Source organism: Kribbella shirazensis (assembly GCF_011761605.1).
Lineage (GTDB): Bacteria > Actinomycetota > Actinomycetes > Propionibacteriales > Kribbellaceae > Kribbella > Kribbella shirazensis.
Genome location: NZ_JAASRO010000001.1, coordinates 3,931,572 through 3,945,625, shown reverse-complemented (window position 1 = coordinate 3,945,625; position 14,054 = coordinate 3,931,572). Strand labels below are relative to the sequence as shown.

The 14,054-nt window shown below is 69.0% G+C and carries 9 protein-coding genes; 4 read left to right on the top strand and 5 right to left on the bottom strand.

Annotated elements, in window-relative coordinates; all coding sequences use genetic code 11:
• Positions 1 to 619: 619 nt before the first annotated feature.
• A complete protein-coding gene (lexA, locus tag BJY22_RS19315) occupies positions 620 to 1,417 on the top strand; it encodes a transcriptional repressor LexA (protein WP_238350396.1) in 798 nt (265 codons plus the stop codon).
• Between the two features lie 48 nt (positions 1,418 to 1,465).
• Positions 1,466 to 1,975: a glutathione peroxidase gene (locus BJY22_RS19310; RefSeq protein WP_167208689.1), complete on the top strand. Its 510-nt coding sequence runs from the start codon at positions 1,466 to 1,468 to the stop codon at positions 1,973 to 1,975.
• A gap of 107 nt (positions 1,976 to 2,082) precedes the next feature.
• Here the strand turns inward: BJY22_RS19310 and ligD are convergent, their stop codons facing one another.
• Both ligD and BJY22_RS19300 read right to left on the bottom strand, forming a co-directional pair.
• On the bottom strand, positions 2,083 to 3,057 hold the full coding sequence (gene ligD, locus BJY22_RS19305) for a non-homologous end-joining DNA ligase (RefSeq protein WP_167208687.1): 975 nt from the start codon (positions 3,055 to 3,057) through the stop codon (positions 2,083 to 2,085).
• Positions 3,054 to 5,051, bottom strand: coding sequence for a helicase C-terminal domain-containing protein (locus BJY22_RS19300; RefSeq protein ID WP_167208685.1), 1,998 nt, complete (start codon positions 5,049 to 5,051; stop codon positions 3,054 to 3,056). Before BJY22_RS19300 ends, ligD begins: the two co-directional genes overlap by 4 nt.
• Before the next feature lie 453 nt (positions 5,052 to 5,504).
• On the opposite strand from BJY22_RS19300, the gene BJY22_RS19295 reads away from it, so the two are divergent.
• Positions 5,505 to 6,740, top strand: a complete 1,236-nt coding sequence (locus BJY22_RS19295; RefSeq protein WP_167203593.1) for an IS110 family RNA-guided transposase — start codon at positions 5,505 to 5,507, stop codon at positions 6,738 to 6,740.
• A 100-nt stretch (positions 6,741 to 6,840) separates the two neighbouring features.
• Here the strand turns inward: BJY22_RS19295 and secD are convergent, their stop codons facing one another.
• The 3 genes from secD to macS all read right to left on the bottom strand — a co-directional run bounded on the left by secD (position 6,841) and on the right by macS (position 11,452).
• Positions 6,841 to 9,141 (bottom strand): protein translocase subunit SecD, encoded by a 2,301-nt coding sequence (secD, locus tag BJY22_RS19290; RefSeq protein ID WP_167208683.1) that lies wholly within the window; start codon positions 9,139 to 9,141, stop codon positions 6,841 to 6,843.
• A gap of 560 nt (positions 9,142 to 9,701) precedes the next feature.
• Positions 9,702 to 10,337: a response regulator gene (locus BJY22_RS19285; RefSeq protein ID WP_167208681.1), complete on the bottom strand. Its 636-nt coding sequence runs from the start codon at positions 10,335 to 10,337 to the stop codon at positions 9,702 to 9,704.
• Positions 10,334 to 11,452 (bottom strand): MacS family sensor histidine kinase, encoded by a 1,119-nt coding sequence (gene macS, locus BJY22_RS19280; protein ID WP_167208679.1) that lies wholly within the window; start codon positions 11,450 to 11,452, stop codon positions 10,334 to 10,336. The genes BJY22_RS19285 and macS overlap by 4 nt, the downstream gene beginning before the upstream one ends.
• Positions 11,453 to 11,638: 186 nt before the next feature.
• Here macS and BJY22_RS19275 point away from each other — a divergent pair, with 186 nt between their 5' ends.
• On the top strand, positions 11,639 to 14,008 hold the full coding sequence (locus BJY22_RS19275; protein ID WP_167208678.1) for an immune inhibitor A domain-containing protein: 2,370 nt from the start codon (positions 11,639 to 11,641) through the stop codon (positions 14,006 to 14,008).
• Positions 14,009 to 14,054: the final 46 nt, after the last annotated feature.

Below are 14,054 nucleotides of genomic sequence, written 5' to 3'. Positions count from 1 at the left end.
ACAGAGGGCGCCACGTGTGCAGCCGAGACGGACGACGTCGGGCGTGCGGCCGGGACCTGGGACGCCGCATGTGCGGCGGGGGCGGGGCGTGCGGCGCGGGACGTCGAGCACCCGGCGGACCCGGGGGGCGCCGGGACGGACCTGAGGTGGGTCGTGCCGCGGGAGGATGGGGCCGAGGGTGTGCGGGGTGGCACGGGCTCGGGTGAGCGGCGCGGGGACAGCGCGTTGGTCGCGAGAGCTGCTGTGCTCATCGGATCCTCCAAGACCTCGGTCGGTACGCGTTCTGTGGTGCTGGTTCCTGTCTATCGGCCGCCTCCGACAGTTTCCGGAGGGCGGGCCGTCCGACCGGACCGAACACCTGTTCGATCGAACGCCTGTACGAATGATTAACCGACAGTCGCCCGTCGCGCAACCATCTCCAACCGGGACACGCCCAGGAAATTCCCTGACGCCGAAGTAGTCCGCGTGCGCCCTATAACTCGAAACCCGAACAAAGATGCGAAGCGACACGCCTTCGAACAGATGTTTGAAGAATCTCAGGATTCGGTCTACGGTCATCTCAGTCGAGCAAGCTTCGGCCGGTGGGTGATCGCCGGCCCGACCCGAGGAGCAACCAGCGATGGCCAGGACGCCGAGCGGTTCCAGCAAGGACGAGCGCACCGGCGCGGACAAGGCAGCGGACAAGGCCGCCCACAAGGCAGCCGACAAGGTCGCCGAGCTGCCGGACGGGCCGGCCGACGCGACCGGTCTGACGCCCCGCCAGCGCCGGGTGCTGGACGTCATCCGCGACTCGGTCGACAGCCGCGGCTACCCGCCGTCGATGCGCGAGATCGGTGAGCGGGTCGGTCTGACCAGCTCCTCCTCGGTGTCGCACCAGCTCCGCGTGCTCGAGCAGAAGGGCCTGCTCCGCCGCGACCCGAACCGGCCGCGCGCGATCGAGGTCCGCTACCCCGGCGAGGTGGACGCCGCGGCCCGGCGGGCGGCGCTCGGCCCGGTGCGGCAGACGGCGTACGACGAGACCGACGCCGGTGACGCGCACCCGGACGCGGCGTACGTGCCGGTCGTCGGCCGGATCGCTGCCGGTGGACCGATCCTGGCCGAGCAGGAGATCGAGGAGGTCTTCCCGTTGCCGAAGGCAATGGTCGGCGAGGGCACGCTGTTCATGCTGCGGGTCAAGGGTGAGTCGATGATCGAGGCGGCCATCTGCGACGGCGACTGGGTCGTGGTCCGGCAGCAGCCGACCGCGGAGAACGGCGACATCGTGGCCGCGATGATCGACGGCGAGGCGACCGTGAAGACGTTCAAGAAGACCAAGACCGAGATCCTGCTGCTACCACACAACCCCGCCTTCGAGCCGATCGACGGCAAGGACGCGATCATTCTCGGAAAGGTCGTAACAGTTCTGCGCCGAGTCTGACATATCGGACGCCGCGCGAAGTCGGGCGTGTCGTGTCAGCATTGAATCATGACGACTGTCTATGACTTCAGCGCGCGGCGGATCGAAGGCAATGAACAGTCTCTTGCCGATTTCCGCGACCAGGTGCTCCTGGTGGTGAACACGGCGTCGCAGTGCGCCCAGACTCCGCAGTACACGGGGTTGCAGAAGCTCTACCGGACGTACCGCCGGCAGGGCTTCTCGGTGCTCGGTTTTCCCTGCGACCAGTTCGGCCACCAGGAGCCCGGTGACGAGAACGAGATCGCGAACTTCTGCTCGACGATCTACCACGTCACGTTCCCGATGTTCGCCAAGATCGACGTCAACGGGTCCGGGACGATCCCCTTGTACAACTGGCTCAAGCGCGAGGCGGGCGGTCTGCTCGGCGGCCGGATCAAGTGGAACTTCACGAAGTTCCTGGTCGGCCGCGACGGCGCGGTGATCGCCCGGTACGCGCCCACGCATGCCCCGGACAAGCTGACCGACAAGATCGAGGCCGCCCTCGCGGTCCCGGCCCCGTCGCGGGAATCGAACGACTGAAATCCCTCGACTCTCTGCGACAATTGAACAGAAAGCGTCTCAGCGACGCTGGACATTGACCGCATTTCGAACATTTCGGCGTGTCGTCAGCATGTCGTGAAATGCATTCACGTTCGGTCGACGACGACCGTTTCCGGGTCGATGTCGAGCCGTAGACCGCGCCAGACCGGATGCCGGAGGCGGCCGTCGCCGCCCCAGCCGGAATAGGTGAGCTCGGCGACCAGGACCGGGTCCAGCCAATGCGCCCGTCGCCGGTCGGTCGTGGGAATCCCAGAGGCGTCAAAGGCCGGCCGGTCGATCTCGAGGCCGGTCAGCTCGGCGCTCAGCATTTCCAGGGTCGCGAAGTCCAGTCCGGACCCGACCTTGCCGATCAGCACCAGCTCGTCCCCGTCGTACGCCGCGCAGTAGAAGGAACCGATCCGCCCTTCCCGGTTGCCCTCCCCCGGATGCCAGCCGCACAGGATGACGTCCCGGGTCAGCACCGGCTTGACCTTGATCCAGTCGGAGCTGCGCCGTCCCGGCAAGTACCGCGACTTGCGCCGCTTCGCGACCACGCCCTCCAGCCCCTGCGCAGCAGACTGTTCGAGCGCTTCCTCGCCGTCGGTCAGCGCCGGCGGCACCTCCCAGAACGGGTCGCCGATGTCGAGCGACTCGAGCAGGCCACGCCGGTCGTCGTACGTTGCCTCTAGCAACCACTTGCCGTCGAAGCGGAGCAGGTCGAACAGCCGCACCGACACCGGTACCTCGGTGATCAGGTGCCGGAGCTGGCGTGGATCGCGGACGTGCATCCGTCGCTGCAGCAGCCCGAACGACGGCGCGCCGTGCTCGTCCAGAGTGACGATCTCGCCGTCCAGTACGGCGGGATGCCGCAGCCCCGGCGCCTCGGCCAGACCGATCAGCTCCGGGTACCCGCCCGAGACGTCGTGGCTGTTCCGCGACCACAGCCGGCACAGGCCGTCGTCCACCTCCGCGATCACGCGGATGCCGTCCCATTTCAGCTCGTACGACCAGCCGGCCCCTGAGGGCATCTTCCCCAACGCCGCCATCATCGGCAGCACCGGCGGGCCGGCCACCGGACTCATGCGGACTGCAACCTCTTCAAGGCACCGAGCACCTTCTCACGATCGGCGGTCGGCCACATCGGAGGCAAGGAGGCACGCAGGAATCCGCCGTACCGCTGGGTGACGATGCGGGGGTCGAGGATCGCCACTACGCCGCGGTCGGTACTGCGGCGGATCAGCCGGCCGGTGCCCTGCGCGAGCAGCAGCCCGGCATGTGTCGCGGCGACCGCCATGAACCCGTTGCCGCCCGCCTCGTCGACGGCTCGCTGGCGGGCCGCCATCAGCGGCTCGTCCGGCCGCGGGAACGGGATCCGGTCGATGATCACCAGGTTGCAGGTCGAGCCCGGTACGTCGATCCCCTGCCACAGCGACAGCGTGCCGAACAGGGACGTCTCCGGATCGCCCACGAACTCGCGGGCCAGCTCACCGAGCTGCGCGTCGCCCTGGCACAGCACCTTGAGGTCGGTCGCCTCGCGCACCGCCGCCGTCGCCGCCTCGGCCGCGCGACGGGACGAGAACAGGCCGAGGGTCCGCCCTCCGGCCGCGGTGACGAGGTCGATGATCTCCTCGAACTGCTTCTTGCCGAGGCCGTCCCGGTGCGGCGGCGGCAGGTGCTTGGCGACGTACAGGATCGCCTGCTTCTCGTACTCGAACGGGGAACCGACGTCGAGGCCGCGCCACGGCAGCGGGCCGGTCTCGCCGGAGTCGTCCAGGTCCGGCATCTCGTCGTCGTCGGCGAGCTTGTCGGAGGGCCGCAGACCGACCTGCCGGGCGATGGCGTCGAAGTCGCCGCCGAGCGTCAGCGTCGCGGAGGTGAGCACCGCCGTACGGTCGCGGAGAACGAGCTCGCGGAGCAGGCCGGCGACAGTGAGCGGCGCGATCCGCAGCTCGCGGCCGAAGCGGTCGCGGTCGATCATCCAGACCACGTCGGCGTCGCTCAGCGCGGCGACGCGTTCGGCGACGTCGAAGATCTCCTTGACCGCGCCCTTGGACTGCCGCTTGGCGCCGTCCGGGTCGTCGTCCTTGTCGTCGGACTTCTTGTTCAGGTCGGAGTACAGCGCGCGGGCCGCGTCGCGGACCAGGCCGGCGGCCTCGAGGACGGGCGCGTTCGACGGCTCGATGCGGCCTTCGCGGGTGCCGTCGAGGGCGGCGCGGAGGGCGTCGGAGGCATCGATCAGGTCGTCGGCCTTGTCGTCGTCGACGAACCGGCGGGCGCGCTTGGCAGCGCGCTCGACCATCTGCGGGGACAGCTCGTCGCCTGCCGCTCCGGTGACCCGGGCGGGCAGCTCGTGCGCCTCGTCGACGATAACCACGTCGTGCTCGGGCAGGACGGTCCGGTTCTCGAAGGCGTCGATCGAGAGCAGGGCGTGGTTGGTGATGACGATGTCGGCCTTGCGGGCGTGTTCCTTGGCCTTCTCGGCGAAGCACTCCTCGCCGTACGGGCATTTCTGGGCACCGAGGCATTCACGGGCGCTGATCGCGACCTGCTGCCAGGCCTGGTACTGGTGCGACGGGGCGTGGTCGCGGTCGCCGGCCTCGCCGTCGGCGAGCTGCTGCTCGGCCCAGTCGCGGAGCTCGACGACCTGGCGGCCGACCTCCCCCGACGGCGGGACGTCGACGAGCATGCCGTCGTCGTCCGGCGCGCCCTCGCGGATCCGGTGCAGGCAGGCGTAGTTGTTCCGCCCCTTCTGGATCGCGTACGCCGGTCTGCGCGGCAAAAGCTTCTCCGTGGCGTCGAGCAGCGCCGGGACGTCGCGGTCGACGAGCTGGGACTGCAGCGCGAGCGTCGCCGTGGAGACGACCACCCGGCGGTCCTCGATCGCGTGCAGCAGCGCGGGCACGAGGTACCCGAGGGACTTCCCGGTGCCGGTGCCGGCTTGAACGAGCAGATGCGATCCCTCGTGCATCGCGGTGTCCACGGCCTGCGCCATCTCCACCTGCCCGGGCCGTGTCTGTCCGGCGATCCCGGACACGGCAGCTTCCAGCAGTTCCCGCACATCAACACCCACCGCCACACCCTAGCCCGCGCAACGGACAGATTTCCGCTCGGCGGGCTGGGGTGTGGATAACCCCGGTGCCAGCGCCACTCCAAGGAACGTTCGAGTTCTAATCCGCCGCCCCGAGCTGGGTGCCGAACGACAGGAGGTGCGCGGGGATCGGGCCGGATTGCCGCTCTGTTCAGGCGTGTGGCGGTGGACAGTGGGCGGATACGTCCTAATGGGTGTTACCGGGTCGGTCGCTGGCAGACTCGGTGGCTGGTAGCCGCTGGCGGGTGAGCACTCATACCTCCTGGACTGTTTGAGTCCTGACGACAGAGCGTGCCCTCGCTGGTGGTGCGGGAGATTGTAGGGCTGATGGGGTGTCGTGCCCACCGCTGCTGGTTGGTTGGTGTGAGCACTGATCCATTAGGGCGCTCAAGGTCTCTCGCGGGCTGCCGGGATTGGTCGGGAGGCGATGGGAGAGTTGTTGTGTTGTTTGTGGGTGACGACTGGGCCGAAGGGCATCACGACCTGCAGGTCGAGGACGACCAGGGCCGGGTCCTGGCCCGTGGGCGGGTGGACGAGGGCATTGCCGGGATGGTTCGGTTCCACGAGTTGGTGGCGGAGTTCCTGGGCGATGATGCCGGTCCGGAGGAGGTGGTGATCGGGATCGAGACCGATCGCGGGCCGTGGGTGGCCGCGTTGCTGGCGGCGGGGTATGTGGTGTTCGCGGTGAACCCGAAACTTGCTGCCCGGCACCGTGAGAGTTTGTCGTTGTCGGGTGCGAAGGACGACAAGACCGATGCCCGGACGCTGGCCGACCTGGTCCGGACCCGTAGGCATCAACTGCGGCCGGTCACGGCCGATTCCGAGCTGGCCGACGGGGTCAAGGTGCTCGCCCGGGCGCATCAGTCGCTGATCCAGGAGCGGACCCGGCACCTGCTGCGGCTGCGGGCCGCGCTGCGGGAGTACTTCCCGTCCGCGCTGGTTGCCTACCAGCAAGGGACGTTGACGCTGACCGGTGCCGACGTGCTGGCGTTACTGGCCAAGGCCCCCACCCCGGCAGCGGCGGCGAAACTGACGATCGTCCAGATCACCGCGGCGTTGAAGACCGCCGGGCGGCGAGGCGACCTGGCCGAACGGGCCGCGGCGGTGCAGGCCGCGCTGCGCACCGAGCACCTCGGCCAGCCCGAGATCATCACCGCCGCCTACGCGGCCACGGTCGGCTCCACGGTCGCGATCCTGCAGACCCTGAACACCCAGATCCCTGCCCTGCAGGAAGGGGTCGAGGCCTCTTTTGGCCGGCACCCGGACGTTGAGATCTACCGCAGCCAGCCCGGCCTCGGACCGATCCTCGGCGCCCGGGTGCTCGCAGAGTTCGGCGACGCCCCCGGCCGCTACGCCGACGCCAAAGCCCGCAAGAACTACGCCGGCACCGCACCCATCACCCGCCAATCCGGCAAACTGAAAACCGTCCACGCCCGGTTCATCCACAACAACCGGCTCGTCAACGCCATCGACCTGTGGGCCAGCGCCGCCACCCTGCACGACGCCGATGTCCGCGCCTACTACGACCAACTCCGCGGCCGCGGCCTCGGCCACCACGCCGCGCTACGCCAGATCGGCAACCGGCTCGTCGGCATCCTCCACGGCTGCCTCAAAACCCACACCCTCTACAACCCCCAAACCGCCTGGTCACACCGCGCCACAACCCAAGCCGCTTGACACCCTTAGCTCTAGGGGTGTCTGTCGGTCGGTACCCTCGCGACGCTTGACCAACCCGGGCAGGAGTTGACGCTGGAGCAGCCCGGGGGCCAGCGGAGTACTAAACGACGGCTCCGCGGTCGGGTTGGGCGTCGCGGTCGACCTGGGCGCGCTTCGGGCGCGGGGGCGGGGCCGGGTAGCGGCGTTCCAGTTCGAGGAGCAGGGGTGCGGCGGTGAGGTTGGACGAGTACGTGCCGACGAGGATGCCGAGGAGCAGGGCCAGGGCGAAGTCGGCCAGCGAGTCGCCGCCCAGGAACAGCAGCGCGGTGAGGATGAACAACGTCGAGATACCGGTGTTGATCGTCCGTGGCAGCACGTTGACGATCGCGGTGTCGATCACCGGGCCCAGGCTGTCGGTCGCGCGGGCGCTGCGGGTCTCGCGGATCCGGTCGAACACGACGACCGAGTCGTTCACCGTGTAGCCGATGATCGTCAGGATCGCGGCCAGGAAGATGCCGTCGATCGGCTTCCCGGTCCAGGCGAAGAAGCCGACCACGACCGCCACGTTCTGCAGCAGCGCGAGGACGGCGCCGGCGCCGTACGTCCAGCGGAACCGCGCGGCGAGGTACGCCAACTGGGCGAGCAGCGCGATACCGAGCGCGATCAGGCCCTTGTTGCGCAGCTCCTCACCGAGCGACGGGCCGATGCTCTCGTTGCGGAGCATCTCCGCGCCGCCGCCGATCCGCCCGATCGACTCGCGGATCTTCTCCGCCTCGTCGTCGCTGATCGTCGTCGTCCGGACGGTGATGTCGTCGGTCCCGGACCCCTGGACGACGGCGGTCGGGTACCCCGCTTCGGCGACGGCGGCCCGCGCCTGGTCCGGCGTGATCCGTTGCGACGTACTGACCTCGATCAGCCGGCCGCCGGTGAACTCGATGCCGAGGTTCAGACCGCGGACGGCGATGCCCGCGACACTCACGAGGACCGCGACGGCCGTGATGAGCAGCCACCGCCGACTGTGCTTCATCAACGCAGGCCGGCGGGACTCCAGCCAGGTCCGCACCCGGCCGTGGCCGGCGATCCCGCTCAGCCCCGGACGACGCAGTACGAAACCACGCGACACCACGAACTCGGCGAGCACGCGGGTCACGACGAGCGCCGACATCAGCGACGCGATGACACCGATCGATAGCGTGACGCCGAAGCCGCGGACCGGGCCGGCGGCCAGGAAGAACAACAGTCCGGCTGCCAGCAGGGTGGTGATGTTGGAGTCGGCGATCGCGGACAACGCGTTCTGGAAACCGCTGCGCAGGGAGCGGCGGAGTCCGTCGGTCCGACCGGCGGTGTAGTCCTCGCGGGCGCGTTCGAACACGAGGACGTTCGCGTCGACCGCCATACCGATCGCGAGCACGAATCCGGCCAGGCCGGGCAAGGTGAGGGTGGCTCCGATCGCGGTCAGAGCGGCGTACGACATCGCGGCGTACCCGAGGAGGCCGAGCACCGCCATCAGGCCGACGAGGCGGTAGACCACGATGATGAACAGCGCGGTCAGCGCGAGGCCGATGAGCGCGGCGAGGGCGCTCGCCTCGATCGCGTCCTGGCCGAGCGACGGGCCGACCGTGCGCTGGTCGATCACCTCGACCGGCAGCGGCAGCGCACCGCCGGAGATGAGCGCCGCCAGGTCCTTCGCGTCGGTCTCGGTGAAGGTGCCGGAGATCGTGGTGCTGCCGCCCTGGATGCCGATGTTGCAGAGCTGGTTGCCGCCGTTCGGGTCGACCTGCGGGGCGCTGATCACCTCGTTGTCCAGAACGATCGCGATCAGCCGCTGCGGCGTACCGACCGGCTGGCAGGCGGCCTTGCCGGTGATGTTGGCCCAGATCTTGCCGCCGTCGCCCTTGAACTTCATCTCGACGAACCAGCCCTGCGCGACCTGCTGCGGGTCGAGCAGGCCTTCGGCGCCGCTGACCATCTCGCCCGTCATCGCGGGTTTGGCCAGCCGGAGCAGGCCTTGGCCGTCCTCGGGCGGCAGGTACGTCTCCCCCGCCGCCGGTTTGGCCGGCTTGGCCGCGACCTGGTCGAGCACCTCGTGGAACGTGAGCTGGGCGGTCTTGCCGATCACCTTCGCGGCCTCGCGCGGGTCCTGCACGCCGGGCAGCTCGACGATGATGCGGTCCTCGCCCTGGCGGGTGACGTTCGGCTCGCTGACACCGAGGGCGTCGATCCGCCGGTGCAGCACCTGGGTCGCCTTGTCGGTGTTCTCCGCGGTCGCCTTCACGGTCGCCGAGTCCTTGGCCTGCAACACGATCTGCGTCCCGCCGCGCAGGTCGAGACCGAGCTTGGGCTTCGCGGTCAGCGTCACGTACGTCGACGCGGCGAGGACCAGGAACGCAAGCAGTGCACGGACGAGAGTCGACCGGTTCACCGATTCCTCCGGAGGTGGGCACCCGTAGTACAGGTGTCGTGACAGAGAGCATCCACGCTGATGTGGAACGCACAGTCTACGGATGCCATTCAACCCGCCCGAAGAACCACCACACAAGCGCCCCCGTCGCAGGCCTCGACAGCCCCCGTGTGCCACACGCGCTCCTGCCGACGGCGGGTTCACCAGTCGGCTCAGGGAGTGACTGGCTAGGCCTGCTTGACGATGCGGCCGCATGTGGTGGAGACCGGGTCCATGGACGTCTCGGTGCTCGACGTCGGGTGAGTAGTCGCTCGGCGCAGCAGGGCTCCGACGGGCTCGTCCAGTTCCGGTGCTCGTCCTGGGTTGTTCGTCGCGGGGCGGTGGCCTAGTAGTCGCGCGCGAGCGGCAGCTCGCAACAGGCCGGCGGCAGCCGGAAACTCGCGGCGCCAGCCGCAACTCCCGGCGTTAGCCGGAAACAGATGTCCGGGCGATAAGCCCGGGGGTGGGTGGGAGCGCGCGTAGCGGGCGCGGCTGAGGAGCAGGGCGACGGAGGTAGCGGCCGCGTAGCACGCGTGGGCTGATCAGTCCGTGTCGAGGCCGTGCTCGATCGCGTAGCGGACCAGTTCGGCTCGGTTGTGGAGTTGGAGTTTGCGGAGGGTGTTCTGGACGTGGTTCTCGACGGTGCGGTGGGAGAGGACCAGGCGGGTCGCGATCTGCTTCGCGGTGAGGCCGCGGGCTACCAGGCGGAGTACTTCGGTTTCCCGTTCGGTGAGTTGGGGGACTTCGGGGCCGGTCCCGTCCAGGCGGCGGTACTCCCCCAGCAACAGTCCGGCCAGTCCCGCGCTGAACACCGCGTCGCCCTCGGCGGTACGGCGTACCGCGTCGTCGAACTCGTCCAGCGACGCTGATTTCACCAGATACCCGGACGCTCCGTTCTTCACGGCCGCGAGTACGTCGACCTGCTCGGCGCTGGCCGACAGCACCAGGACACGCGTGTCGGGGAGGGCCGTGGTGATCTCGCGGGTCGCGTCCACGCCGGACCCGGTGCCGAGTTGCAGGTCCATCACCACCACGTCCGGCCGGGTCGCCAGCGCGATCTTCACCGCACTCGCGACATCCGATGCGGTCGCGCACACGTCGTACCCGCGGCTGCCCAGGTCGCGCGCCACGCCCTCCCGCCACATCGGGTGGTCGTCGACGATCATCACTCGCGTCATGTCGGTACCTTCAGCTCCCACTCGGTTCCTTCGCCTGGGGCGGTTCTGACCGTGACGGTGCCGCCCAGGTCGGTGATGCGGCCGCGGATCGACTGGCTGACACCGAGGTGGCCGTCGGCGCGGGCCTGGTCGAGCCTGGCGGGCGTCGTACCGACTCCGTCGTCGCGGATCGACACCAGGACCTCCTCCCCCAGGTCCTCGACCACCACCCACGATCGAGCGTCCGGGCCGGCGTGTTTCGTCACGTTGCTGAGGGCTTCCTTGACCGCGGCAACCAGTTCGGTCGCGGTGGCGGCGGGCAGCAGGGCCTGTCCGGCCGGTACGACGACGTCGACGCGGGTCGTGGCCAGCGGCAACAACAGTCCGCACAGGTCGACGCGGCCGCCTTCGCCCACCGCCGGGCGGGACGCCATCAGGGTGCGGAGGGCAACTTCCTGTTCGGCGGCCAGCTGCGCCAGTTCGAGCGCTTCGCCGCCGATCGCCGTACCGCGACGCTGGACCTGGGCCAGCACCTGCAGTACGCCGTCGTGGATCGAGCGACTGAGCCGCAGCCGTTCGGCGGTCGCGCTCTCAGCCGCGATCGCCTCACGCAGCCGCGCACCAGCCTGGCGCATGGTCGACGCGGTGTACCCCACGACCAGACCGGCCACCAGCAGCAGCTGGACGTTGCTGAGGATCTTCGACGCGTGCTCGACACCCCGCAGCGACAGCAGCGCCAGGCTGATCGTGGCCGCGCCGAGCAGCCCGCCGTCCCGGCCGCGCGAGATCGCCAGCGCGAGGACCGGCCCGGCCGCCCACACCGAGGTCAGCACCGAGGCGCCGCCGCGGATGTCGATCAATGGCTGCGCCCACAGGGTCGCGTACATGCAGCCGGCCGTGACGATCAGGTCCGCGAACGCCAGCCGCGTGTTCCGGCGGCCCCAGCGGCGGCTGTAGCCGTAAGACGAGATCAGCGTCCAGATGCCCATCACGGCCATCTGGAGCACCGCGCCGTACGGCCGCACGATGCCGTCCCAGCGCGTCCAGACGCCGAAGCAGGCGAACGCCCACGTGAGGACCCGGAACACCACCAGAGCACGCCACAACGGCTGCAGCAGGTCGGTCTGGCGCTCCACGCGCCACAGTCTGCCAAGGACCGGGCCCGCAGCGCGTGAGCCGTTCTACTCAGGATGCAGGTTTCCCCCTCGGTTCCCGGGTTTTCCGCAGTTCCACTTCAGCTCGGCGGATTTTCGCCGTACTCTCGCGCAAACACGCTCGGGGGAGCTACGAACACAGTGCGTCATCAGACACGGAGGGGAATCGTGCGCAAGCTACCCGCCGGGCTGTTCAGCCTGGCCCTGGCGGCGACAACGGGGCTCGGCATCGCCGCGGCCTCGTCCGGTAACGCCGCCACACCGCCCAAACCAGCTTCGGCACCGAGCGCCAGTGAACCCGCGCCCGCATCCGACGAGCTGTCGAGCCCGCTCGAGGACAAGCGCCGCGCGCTGCGGCAGGAGGCCCTGACCAAGGTCATCAACGGTCAGGCCACGCCCGAGCAGCGCAACGGCAGCACGGTCGTCAACCTCGGCAGCAAGGCCGTCGCCGGAACCATGAGCGCGAAGGCCAAGGCCGACCAGTACGTCGAGCTGTCCCGGGAGAAGACCGACCGGATCTTCGTCGTGCTCGCGGAGTTCGGCAACGAGCGGCACCCGAACTACCCGGACCAGGACACGTCGCCGAACTTCCCGGGCCCGGCCCGGTTCGACGGTCCGCTGCACAACGAGATCCCGGCGCCGGACCGCTCGGTCGACAACTCCACCGTCTGGCAGGCCGACTACAGCCGGCAGCACTTCCAGGAGCTGTACTTCGGCGCCGGCAACTCGGTGAAGAAGTACTACGAGAAGCAGTCCTCCGGCCGGTACTCCGTCGACGGCGAGGTCACCGACTGGGTCAAGGTGAAGTACAACGAGGCCCGGTACGGCCGGTCGAACGGCTACCCGTGCAACAGCAACGTCTGCAGCAACACCTGGGCGCTGGTCCAGGACGCCGTCAACCAGTGGGTCGCCGACCAGGTCGCCAAGGGCCGGACCAAGGCCGAGATCACCGCGGACCTGAAGACGTTCGACCAGTGGGACCGCTACGACTTCGACGCCGACGGCAACTTCAACGAGCCGGACGGCTACATCGACCACTTCCAGATCGTGCACTCCGGCGGCGACCAGGCCGACGGCGACCCGTGGCAGGGCGAGGACGCGATCTGGTCGCACCGCTGGTACGCCGGCTTCCCGGGCGGCCCCGCGAACAACCCGAACGGCGGCGCGCAGATCGGCGACACCGGCCTGTACGTCGGTGACTACACGATCCAGCCGGAGAACGGCGGGATCAGCGTCTTCGCGCACGAGTACGGTCACGACCTCGGTCTGCCGGACCACTACGACACCTCCGGCGCCGCGGTCGAGAACGGCGTCAACTGGTGGACGATCATGGCGCAGAGCCGGGTCGGCAAGCCCAGTGACGGCGGCATCGGCGAGCAGGCGGCCGACTTCGGCATCTGGGACAAGCTGCAGCTCGGCTGGCTCGACTACGAGATCGTGCAGGCCGGCCAGAACCGGACCGTCGAACTCGGCCCACACGAGTACAACTCGAAGAAGGCCCAGGGTCTGGTGGTGACGCTGCCGAAGAAGGAGGTCACGCACCAGCTGGTGCAGCCCGCGGCGGGGACGAAGTCCTGGTGGAGCGGTCAGGGCCATCAGTTCACCCACACGATGAGCCGCCAGGTGACGCTGCCGGCCGGTCAGGCCGCGAAGCTGGAGTTCCAGGCCAACTGGGACATCGAGGACTGCGGTCCGGACGCGTGCGACTACGCGTACGTCGACGTGAACGACGGCACCGGCGCCAAGCCGATCAAGGGCAGTATCACCAAGGACGCCGAGGGCAACGGGATCGACGGCAAGAGCGGCGGCTGGGTCCCGGCGACGTTCGACCTGTCGGCGTACGCCGGCAAGACGATCACGCTGCAGTTCCGCTACGCCACCGACCCGGCGGCCGGCGGGCTCGGGTTCTTCGCCGACGCCATCAAGGTGACGTCGGGTACGGCAACGGTGCTCGAGTCGGGTGCGGAGACGTCTCCGGAGGGCTGGACGCTGAACGGGTTCAGCTCGGTCGGTGCGTCGTACACGAGCCTGCACGACAACTACTACCTGGTCTCGAACATCAACTACACCTCGTACGACAAGCACCTGCAGACCGGGCCGTACAACTTCGGCTGGGCGAGCACGCTGCCGGACAAGGTGGAGCACTTCCCGTACCAGGACGGCATGCTGGTCTGGTACTGGGACACCTCGCAGGACAACAACAACACCAACCAGCACCCCGGTGAGGGCCTGGTCCTCCCGATCGACTCGCACCCCGCGCCGATCAACCGGATGGACGGCCAGCTCTGGCGTCCGCGGGTCGGCGGGTACGACGCTCCGTTCGGCCTGGAGAAGGCGGACTCGTTCACCCTGCACATCAACGGGCAGGCGAGCTACATCCGCGGCCAGAACGCCGTCCAGACCTTCAACGACGGCAAGTCGTACTGGACTCCGGACCAGCCGAGCGCCGGCGTCAAGGTCCCGAACAACGGCGTCAACATCAAGGTCCTGTCGAAGAACGGCACCTCGATGACAGTGCAGGTCAGCAAGCGCAAGTGATCGCCTGAAACACGAAACGGCCCTCCCGGGATCCCGGGAGGGCCGT